This window comes from Dyella sp. NPDC103356, assembly GCF_055584465.1.
This window is the reverse complement of the sequence record NZ_JBVJLZ010000005.1, coordinates 461,483-479,996: the sequence shown is the minus strand read 5'-3', so window position 1 is coordinate 479,996 and position 18,514 is coordinate 461,483. Positions and strand designations below refer to the sequence as shown.

Annotated in this window: 15 protein-coding genes; 9 read left to right on the top strand and 6 right to left on the bottom strand. The window is 63.0% G+C overall.

Annotation, left to right across the window (positions count from 1 at the left end):
* Positions 1–12: 12 nt before the first annotated feature.
* The 3 genes from ACZ6WW_RS14575 to ACZ6WW_RS14565 all read right to left on the bottom strand — a co-directional run bounded on the left by ACZ6WW_RS14575 (position 13) and on the right by ACZ6WW_RS14565 (position 2,656).
* On the bottom strand, positions 13–603 hold the full coding sequence (locus ACZ6WW_RS14575; protein WP_465274830.1) for an LON peptidase substrate-binding domain-containing protein: 591 nt from the start codon (positions 601–603) through the stop codon (positions 13–15).
* 29 nt (positions 604–632) lie between these two features.
* Complete coding sequence (gene mpl, locus ACZ6WW_RS14570) at positions 633–1,988, bottom strand: UDP-N-acetylmuramate:L-alanyl-gamma-D-glutamyl-meso-diaminopimelate ligase (protein WP_465274829.1); 1,356 nt, start codon at positions 1,986–1,988, stop codon at positions 633–635.
* A gap of 83 nt (positions 1,989–2,071) precedes the next feature.
* A complete protein-coding gene (locus tag ACZ6WW_RS14565) occupies positions 2,072–2,656 on the bottom strand; it encodes an adenylate kinase (protein WP_281851762.1) in 585 nt (194 codons plus the stop codon).
* A gap of 184 nt (positions 2,657–2,840) precedes the next feature.
* Between ACZ6WW_RS14565 and ACZ6WW_RS14560 the strand changes: the two genes are divergently transcribed.
* The 9 genes from ACZ6WW_RS14560 to ppa all read left to right on the top strand — a co-directional run bounded on the left by ACZ6WW_RS14560 (position 2,841) and on the right by ppa (position 15,344).
* Entirely contained in the window at positions 2,841–4,112 is a 1,272-nt protein-coding gene (locus ACZ6WW_RS14560) for a 6-phosphofructokinase (protein ID WP_465274828.1), read from the top strand.
* A gap of 183 nt (positions 4,113–4,295) precedes the next feature.
* Positions 4,296–4,724: an RcnB family protein gene (locus tag ACZ6WW_RS14555; protein ID WP_465274827.1), complete on the top strand. Its 429-nt coding sequence runs from the start codon at positions 4,296–4,298 to the stop codon at positions 4,722–4,724.
* Between the two features lie 196 nt (positions 4,725–4,920).
* The gene (locus ACZ6WW_RS14550) at positions 4,921–6,018 is read left to right on the top strand and encodes an acyltransferase family protein (protein WP_465274826.1); all 1,098 of its coding nucleotides are present in this window, start codon (positions 4,921–4,923) and stop codon (positions 6,016–6,018) included.
* Between the two features lie 125 nt (positions 6,019–6,143).
* On the top strand, positions 6,144–8,192 hold the full coding sequence (locus tag ACZ6WW_RS14545; RefSeq protein WP_465274825.1) for a sodium-translocating pyrophosphatase: 2,049 nt from the start codon (positions 6,144–6,146) through the stop codon (positions 8,190–8,192).
* A 197-nt stretch (positions 8,193–8,389) separates the two neighbouring features.
* The gene (locus tag ACZ6WW_RS14540; protein WP_465274824.1) at positions 8,390–9,949 is read left to right on the top strand and encodes a DUF389 domain-containing protein; all 1,560 of its coding nucleotides are present in this window, start codon (positions 8,390–8,392) and stop codon (positions 9,947–9,949) included.
* A 248-nt stretch (positions 9,950–10,197) separates the two neighbouring features.
* A complete protein-coding gene (locus ACZ6WW_RS14535) occupies positions 10,198–11,460 on the top strand; it encodes a cation:proton antiporter domain-containing protein (RefSeq protein ID WP_465274823.1) in 1,263 nt (420 codons plus the stop codon).
* Positions 11,461–11,662: 202 nt separating this feature from the next.
* On the top strand, positions 11,663–13,741 hold the full coding sequence (locus ACZ6WW_RS14530; protein ID WP_465274856.1) for a prolyl oligopeptidase family serine peptidase: 2,079 nt from the start codon (positions 11,663–11,665) through the stop codon (positions 13,739–13,741).
* 64 nt (positions 13,742–13,805) lie between these two features.
* Positions 13,806–14,642, top strand: coding sequence for a 2OG-Fe(II) oxygenase (locus ACZ6WW_RS14525; RefSeq protein ID WP_465274822.1), 837 nt, complete (start codon positions 13,806–13,808; stop codon positions 14,640–14,642).
* 165 nt (positions 14,643–14,807) lie between these two features.
* Positions 14,808–15,344 (top strand): inorganic diphosphatase, encoded by a 537-nt coding sequence (gene ppa / locus ACZ6WW_RS14520; RefSeq protein WP_465274821.1) that lies wholly within the window; start codon positions 14,808–14,810, stop codon positions 15,342–15,344.
* Between the two features lie 66 nt (positions 15,345–15,410).
* Here ppa and ACZ6WW_RS14515 read toward each other — a convergent pair whose 3' ends face one another.
* The 3 genes from ACZ6WW_RS14515 to thiC all read right to left on the bottom strand — a co-directional run bounded on the left by ACZ6WW_RS14515 (position 15,411) and on the right by thiC (position 18,473).
* Positions 15,411–15,587: a hypothetical protein gene (locus tag ACZ6WW_RS14515; protein ID WP_281851753.1), complete on the bottom strand. Its 177-nt coding sequence runs from the start codon at positions 15,585–15,587 to the stop codon at positions 15,411–15,413.
* A gap of 262 nt (positions 15,588–15,849) precedes the next feature.
* Positions 15,850–16,449, bottom strand: coding sequence for a ferritin-like domain-containing protein (locus tag ACZ6WW_RS14510; RefSeq protein WP_281851752.1), 600 nt, complete (start codon positions 16,447–16,449; stop codon positions 15,850–15,852).
* 146 nt (positions 16,450–16,595) lie between these two features.
* Entirely contained in the window at positions 16,596–18,473 is a 1,878-nt protein-coding gene (gene thiC, locus ACZ6WW_RS14505) for a phosphomethylpyrimidine synthase ThiC (protein WP_465274820.1), read from the bottom strand.
* Positions 18,474–18,514: the final 41 nt, after the last annotated feature.

Genomic DNA, 18,514 nt, shown 5'->3' with positions numbered 1-18,514 from the left:
AAGGCACGCAGTTTAGTCCTTCTGGAATCTCGGCAGGATGTCACGCAGTTCGGCCAGGCGGCGTATCGGATCGTTGAGCTCGAGCATGTGCTGCTGTTCGTCCGCATGCAGCGGTAACAGCTCGGCCAGGCGAAAACCCACCCAGCCGGCATCGTCATAGGCGCTGCGGGGCGCGTGACGCCACTGCGGTGCCATGTTGTCGATCAGGCGTTCGAGGATGGTCGCCAGCAGCGCGAATTCGACCGGCACCGACACCTTGGGCTCCTCCGGCCACAGCTCGACTTCGCCACGTACCAGCCCGTCGTCGCGGATGCGCGTACGACGCGCGCGAAAGCGCTCGCCGCCCTCGGTGACGATACCGAGCAGACCGTCTTCGCGATTATGAAAGTCGGCGATGCGCGCCAAGGTGCCCACGGCCGCCGGGATTGCCGGCAGGCCCGCCTCCTGGCCCTCGAGAATCATGCAGACACCGAACGGGCTGCCGGTGCGGGCGCACTCGCGCACCATGTCCAGATAACGCCGCTCGAAAATGCGCAGCTGCAACTGTCCGCCCGGGTACAGCACGGTACCCAGCGGGAACAGCGGCAAGTCCAGGATGGGCATGGAAGCGGCCATGGGCGCAGTGTACGGAATCAGCCTGACAATGCCTGCACGAAACGCCGCGGCGCCGCCTCGAAACCGCCATTGGACATGAACACCACGTGGTCGCCCGGACGGGCCTGTGCCCGCAGCGCCTCGATCAGTGCATCGACCGTCGGCGCGGTGGCGCCGCGGCCATGCAAGGCGTCGGTGACACGTTGTGCGTCCCAGGGGAGTTCGGGGCGCTGCAGAAAAACCACGGCGTCCGCGTCGGCCAGCGACGGCGCGAGCCCATCGGCATGCGCACCCAGGCGCATGGAGTTCGAACGCGGCTCCAGCGCTACCAGAATCCGCGCCTTGCCGACATTCGCGCGCAGGCCGGCCAGCGTGGTGGCGATCGCGGTGGGGTGATGCGCAAAGTCGTCGTACACACGCACGCCGTTGACGTCGCCCACCAGCTCCATCCGGCGCTTCACGCTTTGGAACGTCGCAAAGAACGGCAGCAGCGCTCGCGGGTCGGCGCCTGCCGCGTTGGCAGCCGCCAGTGCGGCCAGCGCGTTCATCACGCTGTGCTGGCCCAGCAAGGACCAATGCACCTCGCCAATCAATGCGTCGCCGCGATGCACGCGAAACGTGGAACCATCCGCTTCGATCAGCTCGGCGCGCCAGTCGCCAGCACCGATGCCGAAGGTTTCCACCGGCGTCCAGCAGCCCATCGCCAGGACCTCGGCAAGGTAATGGTCGTGGGCGTTGACGATCAGGCGGCCATTGCCGGGCACCGTACGCACCAGATGGTGAAACTGGCGCTGGATCGCCGCTACGTCGGGGAAGATGTCGGCGTGGTCGTATTCGAGGTTATTGAGGATGGCGATGCGGGGGCGGTAGTGCACGAACTTCGAGCGCTTGTCGAAAAAGGCCGAGTCGTACTCGTCCGCCTCGATTACGAACGGCTTGCCCTGCCCCAGCCGCGCCGACACGTCGAAGTTGCCGGGCACGCCGCCAATCAGGAAACCCGGCGCCAGCCCGGCGCTTTCGAGCAGATGCGTCAGCAGACTGGTGGTGGTGGTCTTGCCATGCGTGCCGGCTACCGCCAGCACTTCGCGACCGGTCAGCACGGTCTCGCCCAGCCACTGCGGGCCCGAGACGTAGCGCAACTGCTCGTCGAGCATGTATTCGATGGCGGGGTTGCCGCGGGTCATCGCATTGCCGACGACAACCAGGTCAGGCGTCGGTTGCAGATGCGCCGCGCTGTAGCCCTGCATCAGCTCGATATCCAGCGATTCGAGCTGCGTGCTCATTGGCGGGTAGACGTTGGCATCGGAGCCTTCGACCTGCTCGCCCAGCTCGCGTGCCAGCGCGGCGACGCCGCCCATGAAGGTGCCGCAGATGCCCAGGATGTGCAGACGCATGCTCGACTCGTATCAACTTCAAAGAGGGAGGACGTCTGGACGTCCAAAACGATCGGGCCGCCTTGCGGCGGCCCGTGCAACGCTCAACCGTTGGCTGCGACCGAGTCGTTCGAAAGCGCACTCCTGACGCGCGCAGTCACCTCGTCCAGATGGCCGACACCGTTGATCACCTGCAGCTTGCCGCGACGATCGAAGAAATCGGCCACCGGCGCGGTTTCCTTCGCGTAGACCTGGAGACGGTCACGCACCACCTCCGGGTTGTCATCCTTGCGATGCTCGGCTTCGAAACGAATCTTGACGCGATCGATGATCGCCTCGCTCGGCACATCGAGCTTGACGACGGCGTCCAGCGGCTGGCCGATCTTGGCCAGCAGATGATCCAGCGCATCGGCCTGCGCCAGGTTGCGCGGATAGCCATCGAGGATAAAGCCATTCTTGACGTCGTCCTGCGACAGACGCTCTTCGAGCATCGCCAGCAGGATGTCGTCGGAAACGAGTTTGCCGGCGTCCATCACCGCCTTGGCCTTGAGGCCTGTCGGCGTGCCGGCCGCCACCGCCGCGCGCAACATGTCGCCGGTCGAAATGTGCGGTACGCCGAGTTCAACCTTCAGCCGGGCGGCCTGGGTACCTTTGCCCGAGCCGGGCGGGCCGAGTAGGACGAGTCGCATAGTGCTCCACGAGATCCATAGACGCGCGCATCGCGCACGCGGGTGGAATAGAAAGAAAACCAGCGGTCACGTTAACTTCTGCAACCGGTAACGTCAAACGGATAGTGGCCGCGTTTTTTGCCAACTAGTTGTTGTAAAAGACTTAGCTAGCCCGACCCCATTCGCCAAGCAGGAGCCCAGCCCCATGAAGTCATCCCCCCGATCCCCCACCGGTCGCCTTCTCTACGCCCAGTCGGGCGGGGTCACCTCGGTGATCAATGCCAGCGCGGCCGGCGTGATCGAAACGGCCCGTGCGCATGGCGTAAAGGTTTTCGCAGCACATAACGGCATCCTGGGTGCCTTGCGCGAAGAGCTGATCGACACGTCCAAGGAGTCCAAGGCGAGCATCACCGCGCTGCGCCACACCCCGGGCGGGGCGTTCGGCTCCTGCCGCTACAAGCTGAAATCGCTGGAAACCCACCGGGCCGAGTACGAGCGCCTGATCGACGTACTGCGCGCCCATGACATCCGCTGGTTCCTCTACAACGGCGGTAACGATTCGGCCGATACCGCGCTGAAAATTTCCCAGCTCGGCAAGGCGATGGGCTACGACATCCGCTGTATCGGCGTACCCAAGACGGTGGACAACGACCTGGCCGTGACCGATTGCTGCCCGGGTTTCGGCTCGGTGGCCAAGTACACCGCCGTCTCGACGCTGGAAGCCAGCCTGGACGTCGCCTCCATGGCCGACACCTCGACCAAGGTGTTCATTCTGGAGGTGATGGGCCGCCACGCCGGCTGGATCGCCGCCGCCGCGGGCCTGGCCGGCGAGGGCGCCGATGCGCCGCCCCATGTCATCCTGTTTCCGGAGAACGTATTCGACGAAGCCGCCTTCCTTGCCAAGGTAAAGGCGACGGTGGAACGGGTCGGCTGGTGCACCGTGGTTGCGTCCGAAGGCATCCGCAACGCTGCGGGCCAGTTCCTGGCCGAGGCCGGCACGCGCGATGCCTTCGGGCATGCTCAACTCGGTGGTGTCGCACCGGTACTCGCCAGCCTGGTGAAAGAAAAACTCGGCTACAAATACCACTGGGCGTTGCCCGATTACCTGCAGCGCTCGGCGCGCCATCTGGCGTCGAAGACGGATGCCGAACAGGCCTATGCGGTGGGCAAGGCTGCCGTGGAGTACGCGCTGGCCGGCCAGAACGCGGTGATGCCGGTGATCGTGCGCACCAGCGACGCGCCTTACCGCTGGAAGATCGAGCCGGCGCCGTTGAGCAAGGTGGCCAATCATGAAAAGAAGATGCCGAAAGGCTTTATCACGCGTGATGGTTTCGGCATTACCGCGGCAGCGCGGCGTTACCTCTCGCCGCTCATCCAGGGCGAACTGCCGCCGCCGTACGGCAAGGACGGCTTGCCGCGCTATGCGACGCTGCGTAACCAGCTGATCGAGAAGAAACTGCCGGCGTTTGCTATCTGACGCTGACGCTGTCACATGCATGACCTCGCTCCGGCAGGAGCGAGTTCCCCTGAAACGATTACATGACCGAAAGCCAAATCGCCAAATGCGGCGCCCGAATCGTTGCGCGCTGCGTTCAGGCGCACGTTTCTACGATGACCCTGCCTGTCGCCAACCTTTCGCGGCGACGTTCAGGAGACACCCATGAAAACCGTCCAGCGCCTGCTTCTTGCTGTTGCCATGCTGTTTGCCGCAGGTGCCGCCGTGGCGGGACCTGACGATCATCACGATCATGACCGGGGCCGACATGGCTACGACCGCCACGATGGCTATCGCGGCGACCATCACGGCTATGACCGTGGCGACCGCCGCGGCTACGACCACGGCTACGGCTATCGCGATCACGGCTATTACCGCCCGGCACCGCGCTACTACGGTCGCCCCGGCCCGTACTACGGCCACGGTCGTTGGGCACGCGGCCATTACTATGGCGGCCCGCGCTACTACGTCGACAACTGGGACTACTACCATCTGCGTCGCCCGCCCTATGGCTATCGCTGGGTGCGCTCCGACAGTGATTTTCTCCTCGTCGCCTTGACCACCGGCGTGATCCTCGACATCGCCACGCGTTGAGCTCGGGTAGTTTGATGTAACAAAGAAACGGCGCCAGGTGCGCCGTTTCTTTTTGCCGGCCTGATCGAAGCAACGGTCACGCCATCACGGACGTTTCAAGTTCAAAGGACTGAACCATGCGCGGAACCCGCCTGCTTTTTCTCCCCCTGCCGTCAATGCTTGCCCAGCCCATCGTCGATCCTGCGAGGGCATGCCGATGAAAAGCCTCAACGTCGGCTACATGCCGACACTCGATCATCTGCGATTATTCGCGGCCCTGCTTATCGTTATTTTCCATCTGGTACCCGGGCCCATGGTCAAGGCGCTGCATCTGGACATCGGCGTGCCGCTGTTCTTTGCCCTGAGCGGGTTTCTGTTCTTCATCATCGCCACCGAGAAGGCCGGCAGCGACCTGAACTATCGCAAGTTCATCAAGAACCGCTTCTTGCGTATCTACCCGCTGGTGATTTTCCTGTTCTTCCTCACCATCGTGGTTACCGACGATTTCACCGCGATCGATTACCTCAACCTGTTCGGGCTCAATCTCCCTGGAACGGGCGAGATTTCATGGCATGCGGGCGACTGGGGATATAGACAGCTCAGCTTCAACTGGTGGACGGTCGGCGTGGAATTCATCTTCTACCTGCTGTTCCCGTTCCTGTATCGGTTCTATCGCAAGGAGGGCGCAGGATTTCTCTGGCGCGCCATTGTGCTCATCGCTTTGTTCCGACTGGGGCTCTATCACGCCTTCCTGGAAAGCCTCGGCTGGAAAACCCTGGCGATCAAACTGAATTACGCCGTCTTCGGAAATTTCGATATCTTTCTTATCGGCATGTTGGCGGCCCACTATGGCTACCGCATCAAGGGCGGTTCGATGCTGGACAGGCTCACGCATTCGAAAGGGGTATTGCTCGCCTATGTCGTCGGCATGTGGGCCTTTCTCTATTACCTGTCGGACTCCCTGGATGTCACCGTCTATCCGCCAGTGGCCGGAGCACTGTGCTCCACGCTCGTGCTGCTCTACAGCAGGGCCTTCCTGCCTTATGCCCATACGCCCTGGAGCCGCATAGTGTCATTCGGCGGCAGCCTGAGCTTTTCAATCTATCTGCTGCATGCTTTTGTCAGGGATGCATTGTCGGGCATGGGGGCGACGGAGCTCTTCAAGACCGCCGCCAGCGCTGTCCTGGGGCCTGTGATCGGGAGCGACCCGCTCTTTCTCTGTCTCACGCTGTATCTCCCTTGCGTATTCGCCATGTCCTGGCTGACCTACCGCACCATCGAAAAACCCTTTCTTGAGCTGCGCGCTGTTTATTAAGTAGTCCGCCACCGCTAAATAGTCCATTCGTTGCGCCGCACAACGTTATAAGCGACCGCTGCTGCCTATACTCAAGGTTAACCATCTCGTCCGGGGTGGCTAACAACTCGAGTGGGGAGGCTTCGATGCTGCAGCAGTACGGTTTATGGATCGCGCTGGGGTGTGCGGTAGTTGCGATCCTGTATGGCGCGTTGTCAGTGCGCTGGATTCTGGCCCAATCGCCAGGTAACGAGCGCATGCAGGAGATCGCGGCAGCGATCCAGGAAGGCGCACGCGCTTATCTCAATCGCCAGTACGCCACGATCGGCGCTGTCGGCGTGGTGCTGTTCCTGGTGATCGGTTTTGCCTTGGACTGGGGCACGGCGATCGGTTTTGCGATCGGCGCAATCCTTTCCGGTGCCACCGGTTATATCGGCATGAATGTTTCAGTGCGCGCCAATGTGCGTACCGCTGAAGCCGCTCGCTCCGGCCTGGCTGCCGCGCTGAAGGTTGCCTTTCGCGGCGGTGCGATCACCGGCATGCTGGTGGTCGGCCTTGGCTTGCTTGGCGTCGCCGGTTACTACGGCATCCTGCGTCATATGGGCTATGAAGGCATGCGCGCGTTGCATGCGCTGGTTGGCCTGGCCTTCGGCGCTTCGCTGATCTCGATCTTTGCGCGTCTTGGCGGCGGCATCTTCACCAAGGGTGCGGACGTCGGCGCGGATCTGGTCGGCAAGGTCGAAGCCGGCATCCCGGAAGACGATCCGCGCAATCCGGCGGTGATCGCCGATAACGTGGGCGACAACGTCGGCGACTGCGCTGGCATGGCCGCCGACCTGTTCGAAACCTATGCGGTCACGCTGATTGCCACCATGCTGCTGGGCGGCGTGCTGGCCGAGCAGACCGGCGAATGGGGCGTGATGTACCCACTGCTGCTGGGCGGTGCCTCGATCATCGCTTCGGTGATCGGCACCTTCTTCGTCAAGGCACGCGGCCCGAAGATCATGAACGCGCTGTATGCCGGCGTTGCGGTCTCGGCGATCCTCGCCGCCATCGCGTTCTGGCCGATTACCAGCCAGTTGATGGGCGCTTCTTCCTACGGTGTCGGCCATCTCTATGGTTGCGCACTGATCGGACTTGCGTTGACCGGCGCGATGGTGGTGATTACCGAGTACTACACCGCTACCGAGTACGGGCCGGTACGCCATGTCGCCAAGTCATCCACCACCGGCCACGGCACCAACATCATCGCCGGCCTGGGTGTGTCGATGAAGTCGACGGCGCTGCCGGTGCTGGCCGTGTGCGCGGCGATCTGGGGTTCGTACACGCTGTGCGGTCTCTACGGCATCGCCATCGCGGCTACCGCCATGCTCAGCATGACCGGCATGGTTGTCGCGCTGGACGCTTATGGACCGATTACCGACAACGCGGGCGGCATTGCCGAAATGGCCGAGCTGCCGCCGGAAGTGCGTGGCGTGACTGATCCGCTGGATGCGGTAGGCAACACCACCAAGGCGGTGACCAAGGGTTATGCGATCGGCTCGGCCGGCCTGGCCGCGTTGGTGTTGTTCGCCGACTACACACACAACCTGACCCAGCACCTGAATGTCACCGAGGTCCGCTTCGACCTGTCCAATCACTATGTGATCATCGGCCTGCTGATCGGCGGCCTGATTCCCTACCTGTTTGGCGCCATGGCGATGGAAGCAGTAGGTCGCGCTGCAGGCTCGGTGGTGGAAGAAGTACGCCGCCAGTTCCGCGAGATCAGCGGCATCATGGAAGGCACGACAAAGCCCGACTACTCGCGCGCGGTCGATATGCTCACCCGCTCGGCGATCAAGGAAATGCTGGTGCCTTCGCTGCTGCCCGTACTGGTTCCGGTGGTGGTGCTATTTGGCTTCAAATGGCTCGGCGGCGCCGAGGCCGGCGCGCAAGCGCTTGGCGGCGTGCTGATCGGCACGATCGTCACCGGCCTGTTCGTGGCCATTTCGATGACTACCGGCGGCGGTGCCTGGGACAATGCCAAGAAGTACATCGAAGACGGCCACTACGGCGGCAAGGGTTCGGATGCGCACAAGGCGGCCGTGACCGGCGACACCGTGGGCGATCCGTACAAGGACACCGCTGGTCCAGCGGTCAATCCGCTGATCAAGATCATCAATATCGTGGCGCTGCTGCTGATTCCGCTGCTCTGAGCCACTACGGAAACGTGACCTGAGAAGCCCCGGTTCGCCGGGGCTTTTTCTTTTACGCGCTTGGGACATAATGCGGCCGCGCCAAAGGAGATTCCGGCGCGAACGACCCCGCAGCGTCGCTGCGCGGAGGCAAGGATGCCGGCAATGCACGTCATGCCTGGCTTTCAGGTTTCTTATGCATTGTTGAGGCGTTTCCCATGTTCAAGACGATTCGTGAGTGGTTGCAGCAGCAGGTAGCCATGTCCGACCGCGCGGAAGTCTCCGAGTCGATCGACAGCGAAGGTGAACTGCGCGGCAGTTATCTGTTCATGTGCACGATGGCCTCGGGCATCGCCACTATTGGCCTGTTGTGCAATTCGGTGTCGGTAATCATTGGCGCGATGCTGGTGTCGCCCTTGATGGGCCCGATCGTGCGGCTTGGCCTGGGCATCGCCACGCTCGATCTCAACCGCGTATTCCGCTCGCTTGGCACCTTGCTGGCGGGCATGGGCCTGGCGCTTGGCGTTGCCATCCTGATCGTCTGGCTCTCGCCGCTGCGCACGCCCACGCCGGAAATTCTGGCGCGCACCACACCGAATCTGTTCGACATGATCGCCGCCACGCTGTCGGGCCTCGCCGGTGGTTACGCGATGATCCGCAACCGCGGCGGCACGATCGTGGGCGTGGCGATCGCGACCGCGCTGATGCCGCCGATGGCAACGGTGGGCTTCGGTATCGCGGTGGCCCAGTGGGGGATTTCCAAAGGCGCGCTGCTGCTGTTCACCACCAACCTGGCGACCATCGCGTTGAGCACCACCCTGATGTGCACCTGGTACGGCTTCAGCGGTCGCGCCACACGACACGCGGTGGCCTGGCAGATCGTGGTCGGCTTTGCGGTGCTGCTGCCGTTGGGCTGGCCGCTGGCGCATGCCCTGGGCGATATCGCGCAACAGACGCGCCTGCTCGGCACCGTGCGCAATACCTTGACCAGTACCTTGTCGAATCAATCGGTGCGTGTGCTGGACATGCAGATCGACGACAGCCGCAAGGTGCTCGACGTGACGTTCGCGGCACAGCATTACGGGATGGACGAAGACACGGCACTGCATCAGGCGCTCAAGTCAGCACTGCCCAGCGGGCTGACCCTGCGTTTGAATCCGATGATCACTTCCGACCCGACCCAGGCCGAACTGGGACGTTCTGCCTTGAGTGCCAACATTCCAGGTGCATCGATACCTGCAACCGTCGCCACACTGGATGACGAAACCAGCGCCGTCATCAAGCACTTCCCGTTGCCGCTGTTGAGTTCGGGCAGCAACGCGCAGACAAAGACACTCACGCTGATGCTGGCGCCCACATCGGTAGCGTCCAACGCAACATTGCGGCAGATGGAGGATCAGCTCGGAACGCAATTGCCGGGCTGGACGATCCAGATCGTGCCACCGCCGCGCCCCTTGCCGCCGGTGCTGTTCGAACGTGGTTCGGCGCAGATCGGACCGGCGCAACAGACCGCCCTGGAAAATACCGTCTGGGCCTTGCAGCGCTGGGGTGTACATGATGTCGCCGTGGAAGGGCGCGCAAGCACCGATGGGCACGGCCCGGCCGATCTGGCCGAACAGCGTGCGGCGCACGTTCGCCAGTCGCTCGAAACGGCTGGCTTGCATGTCGTCGCGGGCGCGAGTTACCCGTTGCCCGACCAGCAACGTCGCGAAGCTGAGGAAGGCGTCGATCCGTTCCGGAGTGTTTTTGTTTATGTGGTGGATCCGGGGGCAGATTGATCCAGTCCCGAAAAACCTCAGTTTTCATCGTCGCCCCGGCGAACGCCGGGGCCCAGCGTCTTCAACACGTTGAGGCGTAAGGCACTGGATCCCGGCCTGCGCCGGGATGACGATTAGGAAGGTTTTCGAGTTTCCCTGAAGCCCTCCCTACAAATAAGCCCCTCAGCGTCAAAACCACACCTGTCCATGGCATCCTCCGTCACTTGGCCGTCGGATGGCCATCGTCGCAAGTCGGTCAGGGAGGCCGCATGCCGCACAGTCCATTGTTTCTGCAGCTCATCGTCATTATCGGCGTCGCACGTCTTTGCGGCCTGCTGCTGCGCTATGTGGGTCAGCCTCCGATCATCGGCGAGATGACGGCGGGTTTTCTGCTTGGGCCGATCGTTTTCGGCGCATGGTTCCCGGACATCCATGCCTATCTGTTCGCTCCTGCCGCCCTGCCCGGGCTGACCTCGCTGTCGACCCTCGGCCTGGTGCTTTTCATGTTTATCGTCGGCGCGGAGCTGCGTGCACCGAACGGCATCGGCCAGCAGATTCGCTCGGCGGGCATGGTGGGTGCGCTGAGCCTGCTGCTGCCCTTTGCGCTGGGCATCGGCATCTCGCCGCTGCTGTATTCGCTGGCGCCACAAGGCGTCGCGTTCTGGCCGTTCGCGCTGTTCATGGCCGTGGCCATGTCGATCACCGCCTTTCCGGTGCTGGCGCGCATCCTCAAGGACCGTGGACTGACCCAGACACCGCTCGGGCAACTCGCGCTGAGCAGCGCGGCGATGGCCGATGTGTTCGCGTGGATCATGCTGGCCTTGGTGGTCGCCATGCTTGGCACGCATACGGGATACACAGGGTTCTTCAAGACCGTGCTTGGCCTGATCGTATTCAGCGCCGTCGTTTTCCTGATGCTGCGCCCGCTCTACGCGTGGCTGCTGCGTACGCGGGCGCCGGAGGGCCAGGTTTCGGTGACCGTGCTGGCGGCGATCCTGATCGGCGTTTTCAGCTGTGCTGCCGTGACCCAGTGGCTCGGCCTGCATGAAGTCTTCGGCGCCTTCCTGTTCGGCGCCTGCCTACCCCGCGACGACCGGCTGCTCAAGGCGATGGTGCAACGTCTGGAATACGTGTCTGTCGCGGCCTTGATGCCGATCTTCTTCGCGCTTGCCGGCTTGAACACCACCGGCGATGCCTTCGTCGGGGCGGGCCTCGGCGCCCTGGGGATCATTCTGCTCGCCGGCATTGCGGGCAAGATGCTGGGCGGAGCCGCCGGCGCACGCCTGGCAGGGTTCGGCTGGCGCGACAGTTTTGCCACCGGTTCACTGATGAATGCCCGCGGCCTGATGGAACTGATCGTCATGAAGGTCGGCCTGGATGCCGGCGTGATCGCGCCCCCGCTCTTCACCATGCTGCTGATCATGGCCCTGGTGACGACGTTCATGACCAGCCCGCTGATCCGCCTGTTCGCCGGCCCTGCCGCGCAGCCCGCGCCGGCACACCCAAGGCCTCTTGAACGCGGACCCCACTGAAAAATCGGACTTGATCGGGGCGGGAGTGCCTTTATACATATGACGACCCGCTCGAAGCCTGATCCAATCAGGGCTTGATCCAGACAAGACTGATTCAGACAAGAGCGGGCGGGCCGGTTGGCACGCTTGGGTTTTCGTACCAAGGAGGACAGCCGTGAATAAGCGCGCCATCGCGTTTTTGGTCACCACGATCGTTGCAGGCATGAGTCAAGCAAGCACACCACCACCCGCCGCTGCACACCCCGCACCGGCCAGCGCCGCATCACCGGATGCGAACCTCTGGCTGGAAGATATCGACGGCGCCAAGCAGCTGGACTGGGTCCATCAGCAAAACGCCAAGACCGTCGACACGTATGCGCAGACACCCGAGTTCAAGCAGCTCGATGCGCGCCTGCTGGAGGTGCTCGATTCGAACGAGCGCATTCCGATGGTCAACAAGATCGGCGACGCCTTCTACAACCTCTGGCGCGACAAGGAGCATCCGAAAGGCTTGTTCCGTCGCACCTCGCTGGCCGAATACCGCAAGGCGCAGCCGACCTGGGAAACCGTGATCGACCTGGACGCACTGTCCAAGGCCGAAAACGAAAACTGGGTGTGGCATGGCGCGCAATGCCTGAAGCCGGACTATCGCCGCTGCCTGGTCTCGCTGTCGCGCGGCGGCGCCGATGCCGACGTGGTGCGTGAGTTTGACCTCAAGACCAAGCAATTCATCAAGGACGGCTTTGTCTTGCCCGAGGCCAAGAGCAACGTGGCCTGGATCGACGACGACCACATCTACGTCGGTACCGACTTCGGCCCCGGCTCGATGACGACCTCGAGCTATCCGCGCATCGTCAAGGAGTGGAAGCGCGGCACACCGCTGTCCAGCGCCACCACCGTGTACGAAGGCAAGCACGACGATATGGCGGTCAGCGCGTATCGCGACAACACGCCGGGTTTCCAGCGCGACTTCGTCAACCGCCAGCTCGCCTTCTACGACAGCGAAACCTATCTGCGCGGCAAGGATGGCAAGCTCACCAAGATCGACGTGCCCAACGACACCAACACATCGGTGGAACGCGAATGGCTGCTGATCGAACCGCGCAGCGACTGGAACGTCGGCGGCAAGACCTATAAATCGGGCTCGCTGCTGGCCGCCAAGTTCGACGACTACATGGCCGGCAAGCGCGAGATCACCGTGCTGTTCGAGCCCACCGACACCACCGCACTCGACGGCTATTCGTGGACGCGCCATCACCTGATCGTCAATGTGATGGACAACGTGGTGAACCGGATCGAGGTGCTGACGCCACAAGAAGGCGCGTGGAAGCGCGAGAGCCTGGGCGGTGCGCCGAAGCTGTCGACGATCGCTGCAGGCGGTATCGACGACGACACCAGCGACGATTATTTCCTGACTGTCAGCGGCTTCCTGCAGCCGACGACGCTGTATTACGGCGTGGTCGGACAGGGCGAGCCGACGGTATTGAAGAACAGCCCGAGCTTCTTCGACGCATCGAAGTTCGAGGTCAGCCAGCACTTCGCCACCTCCAAAGACGGCACCCGCGTGCCTTATTTCGAGATCGCGCCGAAGAACCTGGCCGCCAACGGCAAGAACCCGACACTGCTCTATGGCTACGGCGGCTTCGAAATCTCGCTGCAGCCCGCTTACAGCGGCGGCGTGGGACGCGCATGGCTGGAAAAGGGCGGCGTCTATGTCATCGCCAATATCCGCGGCGGCGGCGAATACGGTCCGCGCTGGCACAAGGCGGCTCTGAAGGCCAACCGACTGCGCGCGTATGAAGACTTTGCCGCGGTGGCGCAGGATCTGATCGACCGCAAGATCACCTCGCCGCAGCACCTGGGCACGATGGGCGGCAGCAATGGCGGCCTGCTGATGGGCAATATGCTCACCCTGTATCCGCAGTTGTTCGGCGCGGTGGTGAGCCAGGTCGCCCTGCTCGACATGCAGCGCTATACCCATCTGTCGGCCGGCGCCTCGTGGATGGCCGAGTACGGCGATCCGGACAAGCCGAACGAATGGGCCTGGATCAAGACCTTCTCGCCGTACTACAACGCCAAGCCGGACCAGAAATACCCCCCCGTACTGTTCACCACCTCCACGCGCGACGACCGCGTCGGCCCGGTGCATGCGCGCAAGATGTACGCCAAGCTCGAATCGATGGGCTACGACGCAAGCTTCTACGAGAACGTCGAGGGCGGCCATGGCGCCGCGGCGGACAACAAACAATCGGCCTTTATGAACGCGCTGGGGTACACCTATCTCTGGGAGCACGTAAAGTAGACGTCCCTTACGACACGTTTGGTCGCGCACCTCCCCGGGTGCGCGACCATCCCATACAGAGCGAATGAAAAGCTTCCACAAAGTCCGCCCCGAATTGCGCGAATGGATCCTCGCCACCGCCCGCGCCGGGCATGGCGTGCCCGAGGTACTGCGCCTGCTCAAGGAAGCCGGCTACGACGCGGCGCAAAGCCGGCGTGCCGTCTCCGAAGTGCTGGATATCCCTCTGACCTCGCTCAACGCCGTCGCGCCACGTCCAAGCGGCCGGCGCCCGAAGCACCCCGAAGCGCCCCAGGTCCTGGTCGACGATCAGCCCATTCGCGTCACCATCAGCGTGGAGGCGCCCGCCCTGCGCGTTCTCGACGGCCTGCTTTCGACGGAAGAATGCGAGGCGCTGATCGACGCCGCACGCCCCCGCCTGAATCGCGCCATGACCGTGGACAACCAGGGCAAGCAGCAGGTCGACGCGGCGCGCACCAGCCGGGGCATGTTCTTTTCGCTCGGCGAAACGCCGTTGATCGCTGCGCTTGAAACCCGCCTGGCCAAGCTGCTGGACATGCCGGTGGAATTCGGCGAGGGCCTGCAGGTGCTGCACTACCTGCCTGGCCAGGAATACGAGGCACACCACGACTGGTTCGACCCTTCGCAGCCGGGCTATTCCACCATCACCGCCAAGGGCGGCCAGCGCGTCGCCAGCGTGGTGATGTATCTGAACACCCCCGAGGAAGGTGGCGGCACGGGCTTTCCCGCGGTCGGCCTGACCGTGACCGCCCAGCGCGGCTCGGCCGTCTACTTCGCCTATGAGACCGGCGAGCAGGCTTCGCTGCATGCGGGGCTGCCGGTGACGCGCGGGGAGAAGTGGATTGCCACGAAATGGCTGCGGGAGAGGCCTTTCAGGCCCTAGCCCCCAGAGTGAGTGAAGAGGAATGAGAGATACGAGTAAAACCTGAGGCCTGAGCTGACTCGTTTCTTACTCCCCTCCCTCCCTAGTGCGCCCTCATGCTGCGGCGCAGCGCTCTTTCCCGTATCCTTTCGTGTTTCCCCATTCGCATCCGAAGGACAAAGCCCCATGGGTCTGCACCTCGTCTCCGCCGGCCGTGACGTGCCGAACGAAATCAACGTCATTATCGAAATCCCCAAGGATGCCGAGCCGGTCAAGTACGAAGTGGAGAAGGAAAGCGGCGCGATCTTCGTCGATCGCATCCTTTCGACCCCGATGCGCTATCCCTGCAACTACGGCTATGTGCCGGGCACGCTGGGCGGCGACGGCGATCCGCTGGACGCGCTGGTGATCCTGCCGCTGCCGCTGGTGCCGGGCTCGGTGATCCGCTGCCATCCGGTCGGCATGCTCAAGATGACCGACGAAGCGGGCGCGGACGAGAAGCTGGTGGTGGTGCCGGTCGAGAAGATTTTCGCCGGTTATGCGCATATCAAGGACATCAAGGCGGTCTCCGGTCATTGGCTGGAGCGCATTGGCCACTTCTTCGAGCACTACAAGGACCTGGAGAAGGGCAAGTGGGTCAAGCTCGAAGGCTGGGTCGGCGCCGAAGAGGCCAAGGCCGAGATCGAGGCCGGCATGAAGCGTTACCAGGCGGACAAGAAGTAATCAGCCCTGTCCTGCATAAAAAAACGGCGCCCTCAGGCGCCGTTTTCATATCCGGCACGGCCCCGGCTACTCACCGCTGCTGACCTGCCCGTCGGCCTGGCTGACCGCTACCGGAGCGGTGCCCGGCGCTTCGTTCCAGCACCACATCAGCAGGCACAGCCCCAGCACCAGGGCTGAAATCACCGTCAGAACGCCACGCAACCAGCGGTGACTGGGGCGTATCGGCTGGCTTGATTCGGGCATGGCAGCGGCTCCATGGACACGGTATGCCTTTCATAACGCCTCAATGCCTGGATCGGAGGACACGATTTGCGGCGGGACGGTCGCGACTGCAGGGGATCCCTTAAAAACCTTTCCTAGCCGTCGTCCCGGCGAAAGCCGGGACCCAGCGCCTTACGCTTCACCGTGCTGAAGACGCTGGGCCCCGGCCTTCGCCGGGGCGACGATGAAGACTGAGGTTACGCGAGGCTCCCTGACGTCGCGACTACAACGCCACAGGATCCCTTCAGTGATGCGTCGAAGACGACGCCCGGCGATCCTTGGCCGGCTTGGCCGGCTCGCCCTTTCGACCGAGCTGATCCAGCAGGGTGGAGAGATCCTCGGCGTGCTCTTCCTCGTTCGCCAGGATGTCTTCCATCATGCGGCGCGTGGTCGGATCGTCGTTGCCCAGGTACTGGATGATCTCGCGGTAGCTATCGATAGCGATGCGCTCGGCTACCAGATCCTCCTTGAGCATATCGGCCACATCCTCGCCCTCGGCGTAATCGGAATGGCTGCGGCTGAGCAGGCCTTCGGGATTGAGGTTGGGCGTGCCGTCGAGCTGGGTGATGCGTTGGGCGATGCGGTCGGCATGGCCCTGCTCCTCGGTAGCGTGCTCCAGGAACTCCGCCGCCACGCTCTTGGCGTGAATACCCTTGGCCATGTAGTAGTGATACTTGTAGCGCAAGACACAGACGATCTCGGTCGCCAGCGCTTCGTTCAATATCTTGATCACCGTGTCGCGGTCGGCGCTGTAGCCATCGGTGATGGCGCCCTTGTCGATGTGCGCGCGGGCACGTTTGCGAATGGTCTCGATATCGCTGAGAAACGGCTTCTTGGCGGCCATACCTGCCTCCTCGTGACGAGTGGGTGGGATCGGTGACGAAATCACCGCGCAACGATGCCCATCCTGGATTCACGCCCGCGAAGCACAAGTGAAAATGCCGCGCGTTCTGCAACGCGCGGCATGTTTCGGTTCATCGACTCACCGCTTTACGCCTTGCGATAGACCTCGGCGCCTTGCGAGCGAAATTCAGCCGCTTTCTCGGCCATGCCTTCGTCCAGCGCCGCGGTCTCGTCCACGCCATGTTCGGCAGCGTAGTCGCGTACATCCTGGGTGATCTTCATCGAACAGAACTTCGGCCCGCACATCGAGCAGAAATGCGCCGACTTGTGCGCGTCCTTGGGCAAGGTTTCGTCGTGGAATTCCTTGGCCTTTTCCGGATCGAGGCCGAGATTGAACTGGTCGTCCCAACGAAATTCGAAACGCGCCTTGCTGAGTGCGTTATCGCGCACCTGTGCGCCCGGATGGCCCTTGGCCAGATCGGCCGCATGCGCGGCGATCTTGTACGCGATGATGCCGTCGCGCACGTCCTGCTTGTTGGGCAGGCCAAGGTGTTCCTTCGGCGTCACGTAGCAGAGCATCGCGGTACCGAACCAGCCGATCATCGCCGCGCCGATCGCGGAAGTGATGTGGTCGTAACCCGGTGCGATATCGGTGGTCAACGGCCCCAAGGTGTAGAACGGCGCCTCGTGGCACTTCTCGAGCTGGCGCTCCATGTTCTCCTTGATCAAATGCATCGGCACGTGGCCGGGGCCTTCGATCATCACCTGCACGTCGTGCTTCCAGGCGATCTGGGTGAGCTCGCCGAGCGTGTCGAGTTCGCCGAACTGCGCCGCATCATTGGCGTCGGCTATGCAACCCGGACGCAGGCCATCGCCGAGACTGAAGGAGACGTCGTACGCCTTCATGATCTCGCAGATGTCTTCGAAGTGCGTGTAGAGGAAATTTTCCTTGTGATGCGCCAGGCACCACTTGGCCATGATCGAGCCGCCGCGCGACACGATGCCGGTAACGCGCTTGGCGGTCAGCGGCACGAAGCGCAGCAGCACGCCCGCATGGATGGTGAAGTAATCCACGCCCTGCTCGGCCTGTTCGATCAGCGTGTCGCGGAACAGTTCCCAGGTCAGGTCTTCGGCCACGCCACCGACCTTTTCCAGCGCCTGGTAGATCGGCACCGTGCCGATCGGTACCGGCGAATTGCGGATGATCCACTCGCGCGTCTCGTGGATATTCTTGCCGGTGGAAAGATCCATCACCGTGTCGCCGCCCCAGCGGATCGACCACACCAGCTTTTCCACTTCCTCGGCGATGCTCGAGGACACGGCGCTGTTGCCGATGTTGGCATTGATCTTGGTGAGGAAATTACGGCCGATGATCATCGGCTCGCTTTCCGGGTGATTGATGTTGGCCGGAATGATCGCGCGCCCACGCGCCACTTCGTCGCGCACGAATTCGGGCGTGATCAATTTCGGCAGCGAAGCGCCGAAGGCCTGGCCCGGATGCTGGTTGCGCAAGGCGCTTTGCGCCAGCGCCTCGATCCGCTGGTTCTCGCGGATCGCGATGTATTCCATCTCCGGCGTGATGATGCCCTGGCGCGCGTAATGCATCTGCGTGACGTTGGCACCGGCCTTGGCGCGCAGCGGCGCGCGCGTGCCGGTGAAACGCAGCGGCGCCAGCTTGGGATCGTTCGCACGCTGGCGGCCGAAGCTGGAGGTCAGGTCACCAAGCTGCTCGACATCGCCACGCTCGGCAATCCAGGCGGCGCGCAGCTCCGGCAGGCCGCCAGCCAGGTCGACCTGGTAATTCGGATCGGTATACGGGCCGGACGTGTCGTACACGGTGATCGGCGGATTCGCTTCGCCACCGAACAAGGTCGGCGTCTGCGCCTGTTCGATTTCACGCATCGGTACGCGCAGATCATCGCGCGAGCCTTGTACGTGGATCTTGCGCGACCCGGGAATCGGGCGCGTCACGGCTTCGGACAGTTCCTGCGCGGCGCGCACGAGTTCGGAGGACAGGGCATTCATCGGCAATACGTCCTTACAGAAGTTAAGCACCCGGGCGAACG